The sequence below is a fragment of the Blautia sp. 1001283B150304_161114_C9 genome, assembly GCF_015668165.1.
Taxonomy (GTDB): domain Bacteria; phylum Bacillota; class Clostridia; order Lachnospirales; family Lachnospiraceae; genus Blautia_A; species Blautia_A wexlerae.
On the sequence record NZ_JADPGO010000015.1, the window covers coordinates 60,725 to 80,901 of the forward strand.

The 20,177-nt window shown below is 40.7% G+C and carries 14 protein-coding genes and 1 riboswitch; of the genes, 3 read left to right on the top strand and 11 right to left on the bottom strand.

Annotated elements, in window-relative coordinates; genetic code table 11:
• Window positions 1–525 precede the first annotated feature (525 nt).
• Window positions 526–2,901, top strand: a complete 2,376-nt coding sequence (locus tag I4V44_RS09515; RefSeq protein ID WP_008706824.1) for a phosphoketolase family protein — start codon at window positions 526–528, stop codon at window positions 2,899–2,901.
• Between the two features lie 86 nt (window positions 2,902–2,987).
• On the opposite strand, the gene I4V44_RS09520 is transcribed toward I4V44_RS09515, so the two are convergent.
• Entirely contained in the window at window positions 2,988–3,890 is a 903-nt protein-coding gene (locus I4V44_RS09520) for a LysR family transcriptional regulator (protein WP_008706826.1), read from the bottom strand.
• Window positions 3,891–4,267: 377 nt separating this feature from the next.
• Here I4V44_RS09520 and I4V44_RS09525 point away from each other — a divergent pair, with 377 nt between their 5' ends.
• Complete coding sequence (locus tag I4V44_RS09525) at window positions 4,268–5,926, top strand: glycoside hydrolase family 13 protein (protein ID WP_196002655.1); 1,659 nt, start codon at window positions 4,268–4,270, stop codon at window positions 5,924–5,926.
• A 182-nt stretch (window positions 5,927–6,108) separates the two neighbouring features.
• Here the strand turns inward: I4V44_RS09525 and I4V44_RS09530 are convergent, their stop codons facing one another.
• The 5 genes from I4V44_RS09530 to I4V44_RS09550 are packed head-to-tail and all read right to left on the bottom strand — an operon-like array spanning window position 6,109 to window position 10,790.
• Window positions 6,109–7,011, bottom strand: a complete 903-nt coding sequence (locus I4V44_RS09530) for a hypothetical protein (protein WP_196002656.1) — start codon at window positions 7,009–7,011, stop codon at window positions 6,109–6,111.
• Window positions 7,008–7,871, bottom strand: a complete 864-nt coding sequence (locus tag I4V44_RS09535; protein ID WP_196002657.1) for a nitrogenase iron protein NifH — start codon at window positions 7,869–7,871, stop codon at window positions 7,008–7,010. The genes I4V44_RS09530 and I4V44_RS09535 overlap by 4 nt, the downstream gene beginning before the upstream one ends.
• Window positions 7,868–8,647 carry an ABC transporter ATP-binding protein gene (locus I4V44_RS09540; protein ID WP_062808015.1) on the bottom strand — a complete coding sequence of 260 codons (780 nt, stop codon included), beginning with the start codon at window positions 8,645–8,647 and terminating at the stop codon, window positions 7,868–7,870. The genes I4V44_RS09535 and I4V44_RS09540 overlap by 4 nt, the downstream gene beginning before the upstream one ends.
• The gene (locus tag I4V44_RS09545) at window positions 8,644–9,675 is read right to left on the bottom strand and encodes a FecCD family ABC transporter permease (RefSeq protein WP_118341560.1); all 1,032 of its coding nucleotides are present in this window, start codon (window positions 9,673–9,675) and stop codon (window positions 8,644–8,646) included. Before I4V44_RS09545 ends, I4V44_RS09540 begins: the two co-directional genes overlap by 4 nt.
• Before the next feature lie 20 nt (window positions 9,676–9,695).
• Entirely contained in the window at window positions 9,696–10,790 is a 1,095-nt protein-coding gene (locus I4V44_RS09550) for an ABC transporter substrate-binding protein (RefSeq protein WP_118341559.1), read from the bottom strand.
• Window positions 10,791–10,914: 124 nt separating this feature from the next.
• Window positions 10,915–11,025: riboswitch (cobalamin riboswitch) on the bottom strand.
• Between the two features lie 148 nt (window positions 11,026–11,173).
• Here I4V44_RS09550 and I4V44_RS09555 point away from each other — a divergent pair.
• Window positions 11,174–12,124, top strand: coding sequence for a LysR family transcriptional regulator (locus tag I4V44_RS09555; protein ID WP_118341558.1), 951 nt, complete (start codon window positions 11,174–11,176; stop codon window positions 12,122–12,124).
• Between the two features lie 106 nt (window positions 12,125–12,230).
• Here I4V44_RS09555 and I4V44_RS09560 read toward each other — a convergent pair whose 3' ends face one another.
• The 5 genes from I4V44_RS09560 to I4V44_RS09580 all read right to left on the bottom strand — a co-directional run bounded on the left by I4V44_RS09560 (window position 12,231) and on the right by I4V44_RS09580 (window position 20,129).
• Complete coding sequence (locus tag I4V44_RS09560; protein ID WP_118341557.1) at window positions 12,231–13,919, bottom strand: AAA family ATPase; 1,689 nt, start codon at window positions 13,917–13,919, stop codon at window positions 12,231–12,233.
• A 258-nt stretch (window positions 13,920–14,177) separates the two neighbouring features.
• Window positions 14,178–15,968, bottom strand: coding sequence for a flavin reductase (locus tag I4V44_RS09565; protein ID WP_026650331.1), 1,791 nt, complete (start codon window positions 15,966–15,968; stop codon window positions 14,178–14,180).
• Window positions 15,969–16,136: 168 nt separating this feature from the next.
• Window positions 16,137–17,306 (bottom strand): M20 metallopeptidase family protein, encoded by a 1,170-nt coding sequence (locus tag I4V44_RS09570; RefSeq protein WP_196002658.1) that lies wholly within the window; start codon window positions 17,304–17,306, stop codon window positions 16,137–16,139.
• A gap of 20 nt (window positions 17,307–17,326) precedes the next feature.
• Window positions 17,327–19,216 carry a DNA helicase RecQ gene (gene recQ / locus I4V44_RS09575; protein ID WP_196002659.1) on the bottom strand — a complete coding sequence of 630 codons (1,890 nt, stop codon included), beginning with the start codon at window positions 19,214–19,216 and terminating at the stop codon, window positions 17,327–17,329.
• 25 nt (window positions 19,217–19,241) lie between these two features.
• On the bottom strand, window positions 19,242–20,129 hold the full coding sequence (locus I4V44_RS09580; protein ID WP_178687651.1) for a putative ABC transporter permease: 888 nt from the start codon (window positions 20,127–20,129) through the stop codon (window positions 19,242–19,244).
• Between the last annotated feature and the right edge of the window lie 48 nt (window positions 20,130–20,177).

Sequence of the window (20,177 nt, forward strand, 5' to 3'; positions counted from 1 at the left end):
CCTACGTGATTGGTATAGTTATTTACGAAACGCTGTACTAGTGTACATATAAGCAGTTTTTCTATACCTTATGCGCAATTGTTTTTTTTATTATATATATTTTTTGTGCAAATTGCAATACAACTTTCATGTTATCCATTTTTTCGTGAAAATTACTAATCATTGCTTAGTTCTTTTCGTCATCTTCCATATTAAACACCAATCATTTCCACTCAGAGAATTGTCGTCAAGCGGATATTCACAATCTGCTTCGCTACGCAGCTCTATACCGAATAACTGCTCCGCATTTCATCAGAAGGAGCTTATTTTTTATCCATATCAAAAACTTATAATTACAATGCAATATTTCTATTTTACGTTTCATTTCTGATATGATAGGATGTGTTCGGTTAAAAAATAACAAAGTAACACTCCAACTTATCTGTTAAGAAACGTTTATCATTAACTACCATCAGAAAATTTCTTATACAGATATCTTCGACATCTTAAGCTATACACATCAAAGACAAAGAAAGAGGTAAGAAAATGGAAGACAACAAATTATGTCTGGAAAAGCAGCCTTTAAACCAGGAAATGCTTGACAAAATCGATGCTTACTGGCGTGCAGCTAACTATCTGTCTGCCGGACAGCTCTATCTTCTCGACAATCCGCTTCTGAGAGAGCCATTAACTATGGATCAGATCAAGAAAAAAATTGTTGGTCACTGGGGAACTGTACCGGGACAGAACTTCGTTTATGCACACTGCAACCGTGTCATCAAACGTTATGACCTTGATATGATCCTGCTTTCCGGTCCTGGACATGGCGGAAACTTCATGATTGCCAACACCTATCTGGAAGGTTCTTACAGCGAAGTTTATCCTAACATCAGCCAGGATGAGGAAGGTATGAAGAAAATGTTCAAACAGTTCTCCTTCCCATGCGGAGTCCCAAGCCACTGCGCACCGGAAACACCTGGTTCCATTAATGAAGGTGGCGAGCTTGGTTACTCCATCGCTCATGCTTTCGGAGCTGTATTTGACAACCCGGATCTGATTGCAACTACTGTTGTAGGTGATGGTGAAGCTGAGACTGGTCCTCTGGCGACATCCTGGCAGTCCAACAAATTCCTGAACCCGATTACAGACGGTGCTGTACTTCCTATTCTTCACTTAAATGGATATAAGATCAGCAACCCGACTATCTTCTCCCGTCTTTCTCATGAAGAACTTGAATGCTTCTTCAAGGGCTGTGGCTGGAAACCATATTTCGTTGAAGGTGACGACCCAATGACAATGCACAAGAAGATGGCCGAAACAATGGACACAGTGATTGAAGAAATCAAAGCAATCCAGAAGAACGCCCGTGAGAACAATAATCCGGAACGTCCGGTATGGCCAATGATCATCCTTCGTACTCCTAAGGGATGGACAGGTCCTAAGGTTGTTGACGGACTTCAGATTGAAGGTTCTTTCCGTGCTCATCAGGTTCCGATCACTATGGAAAAACCGGAACATCTTGAACTTCTGAAGGAGTGGCTGGAAAGCTATCGTCCTCAGGAACTGTTTGATAAAAACGGACGCCTGATCCCGGAACTGGCTGAACTGGCTCCTAAGGGAAATGCACGTCTCGGTGCCAACCCACATGCAAATGGCGGACTTCTTCTGAAAGATCTTCGTCTTCCGGACTTCCGCGATTACGGTATTGAAGTACAGCCTGGCAAAACAAAAGCTCAGGATATGATCGAACTTGGCGGATACATCCGCGACATCTTCAAACTGAATGAAGAAAACAAGAACTTCCGTATCTTTGGACCAGATGAAAGCATGTCCAACCGTCTGTACAAAGTATTTGAATATCAGAAACGTGACTGGAACGCAGAAATGCTTGATACTGATGACTGCCTCGCAAGAGACGGACGTATTATGGACAGTATGCTCAGTGAGCATATGTGTGAAGGATGGCTGGAAGGTTACCTGTTAACAGGTCGTCATGGCTTCTTCGCAAGCTATGAAGCTTTCATCCGTATCGTTGACTCCATGGCAGCCCAGCATGCAAAATGGCTGAAAGTTTGCAATCAGCTTTCCTGGAGACAGCCCATCGCATCCCTGAACTTCATCCTGACATCCAACGTATGGCAGCAGGACCACAACGGATTTACTCATCAGGATCCTGGATTCCTGGATCACATTGCCAATAAAAAAGCAGACGTAGTTCGTATGTACTTACCACCGGACGCTAACTGCTTACTCTCCTGCTTCGATCACTGCATCAAGAGTAAGAATTATGTCAATGCAATTGTAGCTTCCAAACATCCAAGCTGCCAGTGGCTGACCATGGAGCAGGCTGTTAAGCACTGCACACAGGGTATCGGTATCTGGGAGTGGGCAAGCAATGACTGTGGTGAAGAACCAGACGTTGTTATGGCCTGCTGCGGTGATACACCTACACTTGAGATTATGGCTGCAGTTACTATCCTTCGTGATGAAATGCCGGAACTTAAGATCCGTGTTGTTAACGTTGTCGACCTGTTCAAACTGGAATCTGACCACAAACATCCACACGGCTTAAGTGACGCAGAATATGATGCAATCTTCACAAAAGATAAACCTGTCATCTTTGCATTCCATGGATATCCAACACTGATCCATGAGCTTACTTATGAGCGTCACAACCACAATATCTCTGTTCACGGATATCAGGAAGAAGGTACTATTACTACACCATTCGATATGCGTGTACAGAACCAGATTGACCGTTTCAATCTTGTAAAGGATGCCATCATGCATCTTCCACAGCTTGGAAACAAAGGTTCCTTCTTAATCCAGAAGATGAATGACAAGCTTGTTGAGCACAAACAGTATATTGCTGAATATGGCCAGGATCTGGAAGAGATTCGAAACTGGGAGTGGCATAAATAAATCCGTCTAACAGATGATAAATTCCTTATAAATATAATAAGTCATCAGGATTCACATCATGTGGATTTCCTGATGACTTTTCTATTTCAGCGGTTCTGTTCTTTCCGTTCTGCCAAAAACTTCTGGAATGCTTTAGATGCAATACTTTGAGGATATTCTGTATCATGGATCAGAATAATGCTTCTCTCCGGAAGTGTTTCATTTACATCTATCTCAAAAACCTTTCCGGATTCCAGATCATCTCCGGCAAATTCTCCTGGCAGGAATCCGATTCCCATATTATACCGTACTGCCGGGAGAATCATATCTGTAGTCGCCAGCTCTACATCCGGTGAAAACTGCAGTCCATTTTTTGAAAAATACTCATTCAAAAATCTCCTGCTGATTGCCTCGGAAGTCAGGCTGATCCATGGATAGGCTGAAAGTTCCTCCAACGAAGTCTTCCTCCCCTTCAGCTCCGCAAAACGACTGCCTCCGATCAGAATTTCCCTATACTTTCGCACTACTTTCATTTTCAGTGGCTCTGCTAACTGTAAAGAAGCAGATACAACTGCAAGATCTACTTTACCCTCTTTTAAGGCATTTACAGAATCTGTAGTGCTGTTATTAAGAATTTTAAAATGCACATTCGGGTATTGAATATTAAAGTCTCTGACTGCCTCGAACAAATAACAGTGCAATGCTGTCTCTGTTGCACTGATATAAATGGTCCCGTTCTCAAGGCTGATCAGATTATTAAGATTATCCTCGGCCTTGAAAAACTGAGCACAGCCTGCTGCTACATACTGATAGAAAATCTTTCCCTCAGGAGTCAGTTTCATGCCACTTTTGCTTCTGGTAAACAGTCTGCACCCTAATATATTTTCCAGATTATGTATCGTCCTGGTCACAGCCGGCTGGCTAGTCTTTAATACTGATGCTGCCTTTGTCAGATTCTCATATTTTGATACGTAATAAAAAACTTTATAATATTCAAAATTTGCGTTCATTCTGTTCTCCGTCTTTCATTGTCTTATGTACAGTAACATATTTTACGCGCCTATTCTATCACAATTCTTTTTTCTGTACAATCTGATATGTCCAGAGTGTGTATTACTGTTTACTTCGTTATGTTACTGTTCACTCCGTTCACAGTAACGTATCCAAAATTCATTCCAGATTGCCTGCGGCAATGGAATTTTGGCTTGTATGTCTCGGGATTTTGGCATATTCATGCCAAAACACCTCGCGGGATAGTGGAATGTGAACAGTAACACGTGTGTTACTATTATCAAAAATAATCTCATTTTCTTCATTGCGTTTTTTTGCACAATACAATATAATAATTTTAGATTTTATTTATGCAAAAAGACGAAAGGATGTACATATGAAGCACAAAAAAGACTGGTATAAAGATCTGGTGATCTACCAGATTTACCCAAGAAGTTTTAAAGATGGCAACAATGATGGAATCGGTGATCTGAAGGGAATGATTGAGAAGCTGGATTATCTGAAGGAGCTTGGCATCAATGCAGTATGGATGTCTCCTGTCTATGCTTCTCCGAATGTGGATAACGGTTACGATATTTCTGATTACTTCGCGATCATGGAAGAATTCGGAACTATGGAAGACTGGGATGCTTTCCGCGACGGTGCGCATGAACGAGGTATCGCCATTATCATGGATCTGGTTCTGAACCATTCTTCAGATAAACATAAATGGTTCCGGGAATCAAAGAAATCCCGCAATAATCCTTACAGTGATTACTATATCTGGCGTGATCCTGCACCGGACGGAGGCGCACCCAACTGCTGGATGTCTGTATTTGGCGGAAGTGCCTGGGAATATGTTCCTGAACGTGGACAATACTATCTCCATTTCTTTGCCAAAGAACAGCCGGATCTGAACTGGGATAATCCGGAAACTAAAGAGAAAATTTTTGATATTATCCGTTTCTGGAATGAGAAAGGTGTTGACGGATATCGCATTGATGCCATCAGTTATCTTGACAAAGGACTGGACGGACGTGCAGATATGAATGAACCCATTGGTACTGTAGCGTGTGTAAATCTGGAGGGAACCCACCGCTACATCCGTGAAATGGTTGCAGAAACAATGACTCCCGACAATCTGATGAGTGTAGGAGAAGTTAATATCAACAATGAACAGGATGCCATCAACTATTCCAGCGCAGCAAGCAAAGAATTTAACATGGCCATTCCATTTGTCCCTCCGATTGTTGAAATCCAGACATGGTCACCAGAAAAAATGAAACGTGATCTTAAGAAAGATTATGAAATCCTGAAAAAAGACGGATGGTGGGCAAGATTTTTAAGTAATCACGACAAACCGCGTCAGGTTTCCCTTTACGGAAATGACAGAGAATTCTGGTCAGAATCTGCAAAAATGCTGGCATGTTATCTGCACACACTTCCCGGTACCCCCTTTGTTTTCCAGGGCGAAGAATTGGGAATGACCAATGTTGCCTTCCCATCTATCGATGATTACAATGACATTGATACCCGCAATTATTATAAAACCATGATCGAACAGGGAGCTTCTCCTGAAGAAGCACTGGCAGAATCCAGAAGTATCAGCCGTGATAATGCAAGAACTCCTATGCAGTGGAACGACAGTCCAAACGGCGGATTTTCTGAGCATACTCCATGGCTTGGTGTCAATCCGAACTATAAGCTCATTAACGCAGAAAGCCAAATGAATGATGACGCTTCCGTTTTCAGATTCTACCAGAACCTTATCGCACTACGTAAGAAACACCCAATAATGGCTCATGGAGATTTCAAACTCTGCTGCCCGAAAGAGGGACCGGTTATCGCCTACACCAGAAGCTGGCAGAACGAGACATGGCTGGCAGTGCATAATTTCTCTGCATCCATGCAGAAATTCCATTATGGCGCTGAAGATATTGAATTACCGTGCAACACTCCCGTAATCATTTCCAATTACGGAGAAAATGAAGTTGAATACGGAATTGGAACACTTGTACTCAAACCTTACGAAACTGTTGTGTTCCAGTTACATTAAGCAACTTCATCAATACAGACAGTAAAAAGCAGAACCATTGGACAACTATCCCTCAATGGTTCTGCTGCTTCTACAGCACATCATCCTCTACACCCTCTAGTCAAACGGATATTCGCAATCCGCTTCGCTACTTGCTCATAACCAAGTCAGCTTTCTTAACTCCCGTCAAAGAGATTTCTATTTTATCTGTATTTGTCTTCCGGAATATAATAAACTTCCTTTCCTGCCTTTCTCAGATTATCTGCAATCTTATCCAAATTAATTCCTGTAAATCTTGGTATTGCTGCTTCCAACAGGTAAAGCGGTCTCTTTTGTGGAAATTTTTGTTCTATTTCCTTTGAAATCTGAATAATGTTTCCCTGACTTAGAACATAGTCAGTAAATCTTGTGTTCCATACATTTTTCAGGTTATTGACTGGCAGACGTTTCAGAGAGCTGGTGCAGCCGCCCGGGGTAAATAGTAAGATATCACATTCTTTATGTGCAAGATTCCTGATTTCCTGTATAAAATAGGGTTCTTGAATTTCAGATGGTTTGACTGCATGCATATTTCTGTTTGTATTTATTTTTTTACATAACGATTCCTCTGATTCCATACTTTCCAAACTATGAGACTTCTTTTCATTTAACTCATCAATTTCAATATTCCATCTGTCAAAAATCATTTTCAATTCTTCTAATGGTGTAGCCAGTCTTTTTACAAGTGGTCCTCTGTACAGAATTTCCACTGGTACTTTACATTGAATTTTCTTTTTTTCTCTTTGAAAATCCCACATTGTCAGAACTTCCATACAGGAAGAATATATAATCACTCCTCTAATTCCTTCTGTATTTGCTGCCAGCTCTACTGCCTCCCATATTTTCTTTCCCTGTTTTCCCAGACTGTACTCTACAGAAGATATTTGACAAAGAAATAAACGATCCAATGAATTGATTCTTGCCGCTGAATCATACAGGCCTATCAGACATGCAGGAGTACCGGCTGCTACAAGTGCGATTCCCGGGACTTTCAGAATTTTTTCCGGTAGCGTTTCCATTGAACAGGTATCCTCATCCAATGTTCTCTCAATTTCAAAACCTCTCATAATTTATCCAATTTCCTGCTCAGTTCCATACCAAATTTTTCTATCTCATCTACATTTAATGGAATGGGAAGTACTTCCTCTGCTTTATTTTGTGATCTGCTTACGCTTCTCTCATCTGTCCTGCAAATATCTTCTGAAAGTCTGCAAAACGCTTTCCAATTTTCACTGTCTGGAGCTGACATATTTTGAGTATAAATCTCTTTTCTGAAATCAGCCAGCTTCAGTTCTTTACTTTCTCTGACAATTGCTGACATTCTTCCTTTGACTCGGTTTGTAAACTCCTCTGCTATACATTCTTCTTCCTGCTCGCGAATATGATTAAATACAAAGCCTCCCAGCAGATTTCTTTCATCTGAATAGCTCACAACACCTTTTAATATATTATTTGCAGCATATAAAGACATAAAATCCGCAGAAGATACAATATAAACTCTATCTACATATCCCTGTCTCATTGGCACGGAAAATCCGCCACATACCACATCTCCCAGAACATCATAAATAATTACATCCCAGTCTTCCTCAAGCACTCCGATACGTTCCAGTTCTTTCATGGCAGTAATGATTCCCATACCTGCACATCCGTTTCCAGCTTCCGGACCACCGGATTCCACACACCAGACACCGGATTCTGATCTGTACACCAGATCCTCTCTCTCCGGATAATCTTTTTCTTCAAGTACCTCAAGAACTGTTTTTATCCGTTCTTTACACAAAAGTCTGGTAGAATCTGCCTTGGGGTCACATCCTATATGCAGAACCTTTTTCCCCTGCATAGCCAGTAATGCAGATACATTAGAAGCAATCGTTGATTTCCCAATCCCACCTTTACCATAAAAAGCAACTCTTCTGGTTTTCATTGTTCTGCTACCACACAAACCTTTCTTCCAACTTCTGGAATATATACAATTCGGGTTTTTACCTGATAAAGTTCCTCAAGTTTCTTTTCTGTAATAATTTCTTCTGTCTTTCCTACTTTCAATGTTCCATCCCTGCCAAGAATAGCTGTTTTTCCGCCTATCATCATTGCATGATCTGGCATATGGGTTGTCATAATAACCGTATAGTCTTTCTTAGAAAGATTTTTTATCTTATGGACCATACGGAGCTGATTTCCATAATCAAGATGATTGGTCGGTTCATCAAACATAATAATCTCCGGCTGCTGTGCAATAGCACGTCCGATCAGTGCCTGCTGTCGTTCTCCGCCGCTGATCTGTGTATATGCTTTATCAGCAAGCTTTTCAATTCCCAGTTCCCGTATAACTTCATCCACGATCGCATAGTCATTTTCCGATGGCTTTTCCAGCATTCCCAGATGCGGAGCCCTTCCCATTACTATAAAATCTCTCACTGAATAGTCATATACCGGAGCATGGTTCTGCGGTACATAACCAATCAGCTGTGCAGCTTTTTTCAGACTCATATCATGAATAGAGGCTCCATTTACCAGAATCTTTCCGGAATAAGGTTCCAAAATATTTGCCAGACAATTTAAAAGCGTTGATTTTCCTGCACCATTGGCGCCAAGAATTGTGAGAATTTCTCCCTTTTCCATCTGGAGATTTACATTATGAAAAATAGGTTTCGCATTTTTACTATATCGAAATGATAAATCCTGTACGTCTAATATCATGATAATTTCATCCTTTGTCTGGCAAGTATAATAATATAAAATGGTGCACCAATAATTCCGGTCAGGATACTCAGCGGAAGTTCTACACTTGTCAAAGCTCTTGCCAGAGTATCAATTGCTACCATAAAAATAGCTCCTATTAAAATACTGGCAGGAATCGCTTTCGTATTATCCGGACCTGTGAGCATTCGTGCAAAATGTGGAATCACAAGTCCGATCCATCCAATCGTTCCACTGATACATACTGCAGATGCAGTCAGTAATGTCGCACAGATTATAATAAAATTTCGAACAACTGTAACTGAAACGCCCAGCGTTTTTGCTTCTCTGTCTCCCAGAGAAAGAATATTTATCCTCCATCTGAGAAGAAAAATAATTACAGATGCTGCAATGATCACCGGCCCTACAGTAAACAAATCTCTTGGCAATACCTTCGTCAGACTGCCCAGCTGCCAGTAAGTAATAGACTGCAGTTCTGTCTCCGGATCTGCAACATATTTAATGATTCCCATTACAGAATCCATGATTCCTTTGACAATAATTCCTGACAATACCAACATCGTCATATTCGTATTCTTTATCAGGCGCGGAATAAATAAAGTAAGTCCAACCGCCAAAATCCCCGCCACAAATGCCATTGCCTGCACACCAAATGAATTTAAATGTAACAAAATTGCCACTGATGCACCTACACATGCACCAGAAGAAACACCCAGGAGATCCGGTGCAACCAGCGGATTCTTAAACACTCCCTGATAAGCAGCTCCTGATAAGGATAATGCACTACCAACCAACACTGCTCCTATCATACGCGGAAGGCGTAGTGTAAATACTACGCCTTCTGCCGTGTTGCTCCATGTCTTTGTCACATTTACAAATCGGGATGCAAGTATCTTGATCACTTCCGGAACAGAAACACTGTACTGACCTGCACACAACGCAATGACACATGTAGCTGCCAACAGTATAATCAGTCCGGTAATCAGTATTCCATACTCTGCTTTCTTATGTTTTTTGTTATCCTTCAATGTAATTGTCTCTTTTCTGTTTATTCATTTAAATCCAGTCTCAGAAGGCTGTCCAACTGCTCATCACTGAGCTCATATCCATAATAATCTTTATAGAAATCGCTGATTTCTGTTCTGATATCATAATCAGAGAAAATCTCCGGCTGTACAATGGATGCTGTCCATTTCATATAAAGTGGTTTTTCAAATGTATTCGGCGGAGCCCAACGGTATAATCCACATGGAACTTTATAAACCTTATGATTTTTAACAGCGCTCACGTTACTCCAATCCTGTCCTTCCAGTTTGTTCTCATAGAAATCTTCCGGAGTTACATCATCGAAATTACTGATAAAAATAATCTCCGGATCATATTCCAGGATTGATTCCATTGAAGGTTCTGTAATGTCTTCAGGAAGTGTGAAATTCTGTCCACCTTCAAGTGTTGTAATATAAGTATTAATCCCACCTGTAAAACAGGTCATCTCATGTACTCTCTGGAAATGAAGAACTCTTGGCATTTCATCCTCTGATAAAGCAGCAACCTCATCTGCCTTGCTGTCGAAATAGTCCATAGTTTCATCATACCAGTCTGTTGCCTGTTTTGCGCGATCCTCACAGTTTAATGCATCTCCCAGCATAGTAACCAGATTTTTCAGACCGTCCATATCTTTTGCAGAAGATACAAGCACACATGGAATTCCCAATGCCTTTAACTGCTCTGCCTGGTCAGTCTCTGAATCCCAGTTCAGTACTAAATCTATATCTGCATCTGCAAGTGCCTCTACATTTACTGAAAAGTCATCATTCACCATTGTAGTATCTACATCTTCCAGTTCCGGAGCCAGATCTTTTAAAATAGACATTTCCCATCCTGAATATGCTGCCGGTGGAATAGATACTATATTCTCTGCATTTCCCTGTAATGCATAAACTATATTTGGCAGAACCATTGCTGGAACTGCAATTCTCTTCGGATGTGCAGGCACTTCTACTTCTGCTCCGGTGGCGTCTACAACTGTTCTGGTTTCCTCTTCTCCTGTTTTGTCAGCTGCAAATACGCTGATTCCTGTAAGTGAGGAAACAGCTACTGCTGTCGAAAGCAGCATGGCAAGAAACTTTGATCTTTTTTTCATTCCTTATCTCCTTATCTGTAAAATAAAAAACACCCTTTTCATCACAAAAAAGGGCGCAAAAAACTTACCTGCTGCACTCCCTTTTTAATGACTCGTTAAATCGGGGTTCCGGCAAAATATCCAAGTATCCTGGCTTGACTTCTTCACATTCATATACTTCCCGGAAATTCCAGTGTATTCTTATGAATGCTCCATCCTACAGTGGCGGCACCGCTCCGGCATTTGACCGGATTCCATAAAATATTCTGCTTTAATTGTCTGTTCTACTATATCATGCAGATTAATCGATTACAAGAAACATTTCTTACTTTAATTTATATAATTTCTATTGCCAGCAATCAATTTTTCTGATAGCATAATTCACAGAAAGGAAGTTTTTATCTATGACATTACAAAATCTGAAATATATGCTGGAAATTTCCAACAGTCATTCATTTTCTAAAGCAGCAAAAAATCTTTTTGTTTCTCAGTCTACACTTTCTGCTGCTGTAAAAGAGCTGGAATCTGATCTGGGGATTACTATTTTTAAACGGACAAATCGTGGCGTTTCCCTTACCTACGATGGAGAAGACTTTATTAAATATGCCAAAGAAATTGTAGAACAGTCTCAGTATCTTGAGCAGCGCTACCATGCCAGGAAATCACTGCCTATGCGTTTTTCAGTATCCTGTCAGCATCTTCCATTTGCAGTGCGGGCCTTTACTAGCTTTTTAACCGAAATTAACTCTCCAACCTATGATATTGCAATCCGTGAATGCGACACTAATTCTGTTATCCATGACGTATCCGGAAGAAAAAGTGAACTGGGAGTTGTAGCAATCCACGAACCTCATATGCGCAGTATGCAGACTTTATTTTCTTCTTATGATATTGAATTTCATGAAATCAAAAGTGTCAAAAATTATGTGTTTCTCCGTTTTGGTCATCCTCTGGCTTCTCTTCCTGTCCTTTCTATAAAGGATCTGGAAAAATATCCTTTCGTCACTTACGACCAGGAATTGGAAACTTCCCATTTTTCAGAAGAACCGCTGTTTTACAAGCTTTTAAATAAAAATGTCCATGTCAGTGACCGCTGCACAAAGATTGCTCTTGTTCGAAAAACAGACTGTTTCAGTATTGGTCCGGATCTTCCTAACAGTAACGCAGATGCATTTCATAAGGGGATGGGAAATATTATCGCAAAGTCTCTGGAAAATGATATCGGACTGCTTCATATTGGTTACCTGACTATTGCTCAAATACCTTTAAGTAGTCTTGGTCAGTTATACCTGGAATATCTCTCAAAGGATATTGATACTCTGGAAATTCTTGGCACATCCATGGAAGATCATTAAAAATATTCTCCTCTTTGTACGAGATGGAATAATCTTATATAAATCAAGCCTTCAAAAACATGATTCCAGAGTATACCTCTTGTCAGGAGGATGCTCTGGAATTCCTTTATTTGACTACTATTACTTTGCATTTCTTTTTGTAAAATGCAATACCGTACTTCAAAATATGCTCTACTCCCTCTTCCAGCAGTTGCTCCTCGTATCGTCTGTCTTCTATCTGTTTTAATGCGTCTTCACTGACAGCTTCCAGATTCCCTGTTTCGGCATATTTTATTTCTATAATAATTCCAGTTTCCTGATCTTCTGTTTCTATCAAAATATCACTGTATCCATCACCCGATTCTTTATTTGATGACACACTCCAGTTCTGCTGAAATCCAAGAATTCCAAGTAAAATCCCATGATAAAAATTCTCTTTCATCTGTTTTTTTACAAAGGTATCCCGAATACTGATGGTCCTTTTCAGATAATTGTTCAAACTTTGTTCCACCACTTCGGAATTTCCATTTTTTAGTGCATTACAGAATTTTTCAAGTGCTTCTCCATTCTCAGAAACAGTTTTCTTAAAATATTCCATAATCTGTGTCAGAAAAATATTACGTATTTCCATATTAGGAATGGTAAGCATGAACGTATTTGCATCTTTTCTTCCGGTCTGTGTGAGATATCCCGTAGTAAAAAGAACACTCCACAGGTTTTCAATCGAAGCATACATATCCTGATATGTCAGTTCCTGATGAATCTCCTTTACAATTGTTTCTCCTGCTATCAGTTTCTCAATTTCCTTTCTGACCGTTCCCTTATCAGTCTCCTGAATAAAGCGTTTCACCGCTTCATTACTGCTAGTATTAGACCAGTAATTCTGTGGCTGCGCCATATTGTTTATACGCAATTCATCACAATAATTTATCACATCCCAGGGACAGTAAACCTCTACATTTCCAAACCGATATCCGTCATACCACATTTTTATTTCATCATAATGCTCAGAAAGTTCATAATATTCCAATATATTCTTTACATCACTGTCCGTAAATCCAAAATATTCATCAAACTGTACATCTGCCACTGACAAAACTTTCAGATTATTTAATCCTGTAAAAATACTCTCCTTTGAGATACGCATGCAGCCTGTAAGCACAGCAAACTTCAGACTGTCATTTGTTTTTAATGCATTTTCAAACAAGTTACGGATCAGCAGAGTCATTGAATTGTAATATCCCAATTCAAATGCTTTCGCCAGAGGCACATCATATTCATCAATCAATAAGATAACTTTCTGACCATGATGTTTCTCCAGAAGTTCTGACAGAATCCTCAGACTGCTGCACAGAACAGATTCCTTCATATCCGGCAGAAGCAATGATTTGAACGCATCCTTATCATATTCCGTCAAACGTTCACTGTCCAATAAATACTGGAATCTACGCGCCTCACCATTTACAATCTGTATTGCCATATCACAGGCTTTTTCATAAGTTTGCGCGCTGATACTCTTCAGGGAAATAAAAATCACAGGGAACTTTCCCATGTATTGTTCGCAAAGATAAACTTCTCTGGAAATTCTTGTGTCTCTAAAGCAATTCTTATCACTGTTTAATTCAAAGAATGCTTTCAGCATACTCATATTCAGTGTTTTACCAAATCTTCTCGGACGTGTAAACAGATTCACCTCCGCCCAATTATCCAGAAGTTCTTTGATAAGCATCGTTTTGTCTACATAGTAGAAATCTTCCGCCTGAAGCTTTGCAAAATTTTCTATTCCTATTGGAAGTTTCTTTTTAATTTGTTTCAATAGACACACTTCCCTTTATATTTGATATATTAAACTCTAACTTTCATAAAGTGTAACATATTGTTATTGAATTCGTCTATCAAAATTTCTTTACATTCCATAATGTTTCTATTAATACTGGAGCAAAAATAGAGATTGTCAGCGATTTAACCACTGACAATCTCTATTTTTTATTTTATCAATCAGATCACTCTGAAATCTCGACAAATATTCACATGACAGAATGTCACTCTTTAGCAGTTTAACAAGAGAAATCTTTCATCCAATCGGCTCGAAGTCTACAGCTCCATGTTTACACAGTGGGCAGATATAATCTTCCGGAAGTTCATCGCCTTCGTAGATATATCCGCAGACTTTACATACAAATCCTTTCTTACCTTCTGTTTCAGGTTTCGGTTTTACATTTTTCTGATAATAGGTGTAGCTCATTGTCTCCTGGTCACTTACCACGCGAGCTTCTGTCACACTGCAGATGAACATTCCGTGAGTTCCCAGATCTACATACTGCTCTACTTTCAGGGACATAAATGCGTTGATATATTTGTCCAGGAATATCAGTCCGTTATCAGAACGATTCACCTTCTGTCCCGCAAATTTATCCACGCTTCTTCCACTCTGGAAACCAAACTGTTCAAATACAGAGAACGGAGCTTCTACAGAGAGACAGTTTACATTCATCACCCCTGTCTGCTTGATAACATGGTGAGAATAATTTGTCTTATTGATATTAACTGCAACGCGGAACGGAGAGTCTGTCAGCTGTGTAACTGTATTAACGATCAGTCCGTTATCCTTTTTACCGTCATTTGATGTCACTACATAGAGACCATAACCAATGCGGAATAATGCTGTCATGTCATTTTTATTTGCCAGTTCATCATTCTTTGCAATATATTCCTTACAAAGCTCGGAAGCCATCGCTTCCATCTGATCTCTGTTTTCCTGATTTACTGCGGACATGATCTTCACTGTGGTGTCCAGCCAGTTGATCTTCTTACATTCAGAAAGCATATTTTTCATTACTTTTGCTGCCAGAGGTGCCCAGGAACCGTTTTCAATAAGACCTACTGTACGGTTCTGGAAATTATGCTCTGCCAGACGGGTAATAAAGTCATTCATAAACGGATAGATTCCTGCATTATAAGTAGTTGTTGCCAGTACCAGCTTACTGTAGCGGAATGCATCGCTGAGTGCCTGAGACATATCATCTCTTGCCAGATCATAAACAACTACTTTCGGACATCCCTTGCTCTTTAATTTCTCCACAAACTGATTGACTGCTTCTTTGGTATGTCCGTATACAGAAGTATATGCAACTACGATTCCTTCTTCCTCCGGTGTGTAAGAGGACCAGGTATCATAGAGGCTGATATAATGTCCCAGATTTTCTGTAAGTACCGGACCATGTAACGGACAGATGATCTGAATATCCAGAGTAGCTGCTACTTTCAGAAGTCTCTGTACCTGTGCGCCATATTTACCAACAATACCGATAAAGTATCTTCTTGCTTCATCATCCCAGTTTTCTTCCACATCCAGAGCACCGAACTTACCAAATCCATCTGCTGAAAAAAGAACTTTATCTGTGCTGTCATAAGTCACCATAACCTCCGGCCAATGTACCATTGGCGCAAATACAAAAGTAAGATTGTGATTTCCCAGACTCAGTGTAGAACCATTCTCTACTTCCAGTTTCTGCCCTTCCAGATCCAGTCCGAAGAAATTCTTGATCATTACAAATGTCTTCGCATTGGCTACTACTGTAGTGCCGGGATATACTTCCAGAAAGTTCGCTACATTTGCTGCATGGTCAGGCTCCATATGCTGAACGATCAGATAGTCCGGCTTACGTCCGCCCAGTGCCTGTTCAAGATTATCCAGCCATTCATGTTTGAAATTGGCATCTACAGTATCCATAACTGCAACCTTGTCATCCAGAATCACATAGGAATTATATGCCATTCCGTTTGGCACTGCATACTGTCCCTCAAACAAATCTACCTGATGGTCATTAACTCCGACATATTTAATGGTATCTGTAATCTTCATATTTCTGCCCTCAATTCTTTCTTTATAGTATATCGTCTGTCCGTTACTATTCAGCAATCTGCTGTCACTCAACGTTAATAAGTTATAGTTGCTATGCATTCTTAATTTGTTTATGTTTTTATATTATACTATTTTAATCCAATTTTCAAGTCCTTTTGGTAATTTTTTTCATAATGTAGTTATAATCTTATACAATGTCTCCACGCTGTACGGCAGTATTCTCTCATCCAATTGAAATTTCGGATGATGCAGAGGATGATTCTCTCCTGGTATTCCCGCAAGAAATACTGTGAAAAGTCCTCTGGTTTCTCTGAAATATCTGTATGCGTTGTCACCGGAAAGAAACAACTCATCTTCTCCTTCCAGAACAAATTTATCTCCGAATACTTCTGCACCCACTACCTTTGCTGTCTCTGTAAGTTCCTCATCATTGGCAAACGCATATACCGGATCTTTTGGAAATTCCATACGGATCTGTGTGCCAGTCTGCTTTTCAATTTTCTGCAGATTTCTCTCCAGCTCGTGCTCAAGTGCCATGTAAGTTTCTTCATGAACTGCGCGTATATTTCCGTTTAATACCACATGGTCTGCAATAATATTCGTATATTCACCGCCATGGATCGTACCCGTACCCACAATATATTTTCCTGCATCCGGATGCTGTTTTCCAAAACTTTCATTCAGATCATGAATGGCACTTATCACTTGAGCAGCTGCATAAATTGCATCAATCCCCTTATCCGCTTCACACCAGTGACTGGATTTTCCATGAACATGAATCTGCATACTGTTGATCATGGAAGATGCCTGTCCCTGATGCACTGCCATTCCAAATGTCATGTCCGCTGCGTAATGAAACATCAGAAATGCATCTGCTTTCGGATTCTCTAATGCTCCGGCCTGAAGCATTCTTTTTGCACCTTCACCAATCTCCTCTGCAGGTTCAAAAAGGAACCGGAGTCTGACCGGAAAACTTTCCTGCATTCTTTGCTCTTCTGCCACAATTTTTGCAAGGATCAGTGCTGCTGCCAGGATCATATCGTGACCGCAGGCATGCATACATCCCTGATTTACTGATGCGTATGGTAGATTTGTCTGCTCCTGTATGGGCAATGCATCCATCTCCGCCCTGAGTACAACCAGTTTCTCCCTGTTTCTCAGAGATGGAAGTTCCGCGATCAATCCTGTAGGTTCTATCGGCACAATCTCATATCCCAGTTTCTCCAGATATTTCCGGATATATGCAGACGTCTCCACTTCCTGAAGTGCCAGCTCCGGATGTTGATGAAAGTAATGTCTCAATGTGATTAATTCTTCCGTATATTTTTCTATATTCATCTGTTTTCCAACCTTTGTTCTCAGGGATTACCATTTTCATCTTCCGACATACTCAAAACCGCATTCGGACGTTCCAGGCAGAACTTCTGTATCTCTTCCAGAAATCTCTGACCGTATTTCTTTAGCTTATTCTCGCCCACACCGGAAACCTCCAGCATTTCTTCTTCATTTGATGGACATTTGATGCACATATCTATCAGCGTCTTATCACTGAACACGATATATGGAGGCATGGCTTCCTCTTTTGCAATTTCCAGACGAAGTTTCCGCAGGGCTTCGAATAAATCGTAACCTGCTGCCGTAAGCGCATCTGTACTGCGTTTTCTGACAGATTTCTGGGGCTTTTTCTTTTTATCCGGTTCTTTTTCCTCGTAAGTACGCATGATCACGTGAGTATTTTCATCTCTTAGCGGAGAAATATCGCCCAGTTTCAGCACACTGTAACGTTCCTGTGTCTGATAGAGATATCCCATCTCAGTCATCTGGCTGATCAGTGCCCTGAGTTCTGCCTCACTGTGATCATTCAATGCTCCATAAGATTTATACTTATCTGTTCCAAGCTCCCTCAACCGGGCTCTCTTAGCCCCCAGCAGAGTACCAAGCACAATTGTCAGTCCATACCTTCCTCTCGTCTCAGCCACACAGTTCACTACCCACTTCGCCTCTCTGGTCATATCTGTCTCATGGTATTCTCTGTGACAATTTCCACAATTATCACAGGGACCGAAGGTCTTTTCACCGAAATACTCCAGAATATAATTTCGCAGACATCCTGTTGTTTTACAATATCCTTCCATGATCTGAAGCCTTCGTATATCCCGCTGACGAATGAGAAATTCATCCTCTTCATCCACATCGGAAAAATCTTTGTTATCCAGAAGCATTCGGTCGATTATAACATCCTGTGCAGAAAACAATAGAACGCACTGGGAATTCTCTCCGTCACGCCCTGCACGTCCTGCCTCCTGATAATAATTCTCCATACTCTGTGGCATATTGTAATGGATCACATATCTCACATTGGATTTATCAATCCCCATTCCAAATGCATTTGTTGCAATAATAACGGGGGTTCTGTCGTAAATGAAATCATCCTGATTCTTTTTTCTGGTTTCATTATTCAGTCCTGCATGATATCTGGTAACAGCAACTCCTTTTTGGAAAAGCAGTTCAAAAAGATTGTCCACATTTTTTCTTGTAGAGCAATAAATAATCCCGCTCTCTGTTGGATGTCTGTCTATGTAATCCATCACAAAATCGTCTTTTCGCCGGATATTTTCCACGCTGTAATATAAATTCTTTCTGTCAAACCCGGTGATCACTACTTTCGGATCTTCCAGATTTAAAGTACAGAGAATGTCGTTCTTTACTTCCTCTGTTGCAGTTGCGGTAAAAGCACTGACGATCGGACGACCGGGAAGATTTTTTACAAAGTCTACGATTTTGACATAGCTTGGTCTGAAATCCTGGCCCCACTGTGAAATACAATGTGCCTCATCCACTGTCACCATGGAAATCTCCACCTGTCTGGCAAATTCCAGAAACTCATAATTTTCCAGACGTTCCGGTGCAACATAAATAATTTTGTATCTTCCTCCTGCTGCCAGGTACAACGCCTTGCTAATCTGACTTTCCGACAGTGAAGAATTGATAAATGCGGCATGTATTCCCGCTTCATTCAAAGCCTTTACCTGATCCTGCATCAGTGAGATCAGAGGAGAAATTACAATCGTAATTCCTGACAGCATCAGTGCCGGTACCTGATAACAGATGGATTTTCCGGCTCCTGTCGGCATGATTGCAAGCACATCCCGGTGTTCCAGAATGGACTCCACAACACTCTCCTGCCCTTCTCTGAATGTATCATATCCAAAATAAGTCTTTAAGGTTTGTACTGCCTGTCTGTTCACCTGAAGCCTCCCTCTGCATTTTAATCTATTTTAATCTCTTTTTCAGCTCCTGAATCAGTTCGGAATAGTCTCTGTGCTGCATCTTCGGAAATGCCTTGATGATACGCCCCTGACCGACAACGGTATGATTGGTAATAGAACTGGACAGTTCCTCAAACTGAGCCTGAAGCTCCGCTCTTTTTATACGAAGCATTTCGATAGATTTTTCTCGCTGTGCGGCAGTTGCATCACGCAGTTCTGCTGCTGCAAGAGTTGCCTGAACCTTTCCTTCTCCCACTTTCTGTGCTGTGCCAATCGTAGTCGTAGCCAGTGTATCACTCAGTTTATCACTTACAATTCTCAGATCTGAGCGAACCTTATCCAGTCTGGTAAGCTTTTTATTCAGTCCCTGGATCACTGCTACTGTCACAATAAAATCTGTCAGATACACAGCATACAAAACTGCTATCACAATCCATTCCCAGGTTGCAGGTGCATGTAACGCATGTGCCTCTACATACTTCTGGAAAACTTTTACTACCATAACGATAGCCAGTCCCCAGATCAGAGAAAACTCCAGGCAAATGTAGCCATGAAAATTAAAGGGTTTATCTGAATAATCCCACCATCTTGCGTGGAAACACACATCCAGCAGCCAGCCTGCAACCAGCTCCACCGCAGTTGCCAGAACAATTCCAAACACAAAAATCATTCCATCACTCATCTGACGCCCGCTGCCCTGAATTGTATTGAGCAAAGCAAAAACAGAAAGCACCCCAAATCCATATACCGGGCAGACCGGTCCATTCAGGAAACCTCTGTTTATAACTTTTCCCAACGCTACTGCATGAAAAATAACTTCAACAACCCAGCCGCCAAAAGAATAAATAAGAAAATACAGACATATCTGAAAATACGTCATTCCACAAATCATTCGTTGCTCCTCCTTGCTTTCATCAAACCACTTTTCATATCCCATTAT

Excerpts from the sequence above, each read along its gene's own strand:
- I4V44_RS09515 (WP_008706824.1), top strand. The coding sequence starts at position 526 with ATGGAAGACAACAAATTATGTCTGGAAAAGCAGCCTTTAAACCAGGAA.
- I4V44_RS09520 (WP_008706826.1), bottom strand. The coding sequence starts at position 3,890 with ATGAACGCAAATTTTGAATATTATAAAGTTTTTTATTACGTATCAAAA.
- I4V44_RS09525 (WP_196002655.1), top strand. The coding sequence starts at position 4,268 with ATGAAGCACAAAAAAGACTGGTATAAAGATCTGGTGATCTACCAGATT.
- I4V44_RS09530 (WP_196002656.1), bottom strand. The coding sequence starts at position 7,011 with ATGAGAGGTTTTGAAATTGAGAGAACATTGGATGAGGATACCTGTTCA.
- I4V44_RS09535 (WP_196002657.1), bottom strand. The coding sequence starts at position 7,871 with ATGAAAACCAGAAGAGTTGCTTTTTATGGTAAAGGTGGGATTGGGAAA.
- I4V44_RS09540 (WP_062808015.1), bottom strand. The coding sequence starts at position 8,647 with ATGATATTAGACGTACAGGATTTATCATTTCGATATAGTAAAAATGCG.
- I4V44_RS09550 (WP_118341559.1), bottom strand. The coding sequence starts at position 10,790 with ATGAAAAAAAGATCAAAGTTTCTTGCCATGCTGCTTTCGACAGCAGTA.
- I4V44_RS09555 (WP_118341558.1), top strand. The coding sequence starts at position 11,174 with ATGACATTACAAAATCTGAAATATATGCTGGAAATTTCCAACAGTCAT.
- I4V44_RS09565 (WP_026650331.1), bottom strand. The coding sequence starts at position 15,968 with ATGAAGATTACAGATACCATTAAATATGTCGGAGTTAATGACCATCAG.
- I4V44_RS09570 (WP_196002658.1), bottom strand. The coding sequence starts at position 17,306 with ATGAATATAGAAAAATATACGGAAGAATTAATCACATTGAGACATTAC.
- I4V44_RS09580 (WP_178687651.1), bottom strand. The coding sequence starts at position 20,129 with ATGATTTGTGGAATGACGTATTTTCAGATATGTCTGTATTTTCTTATT.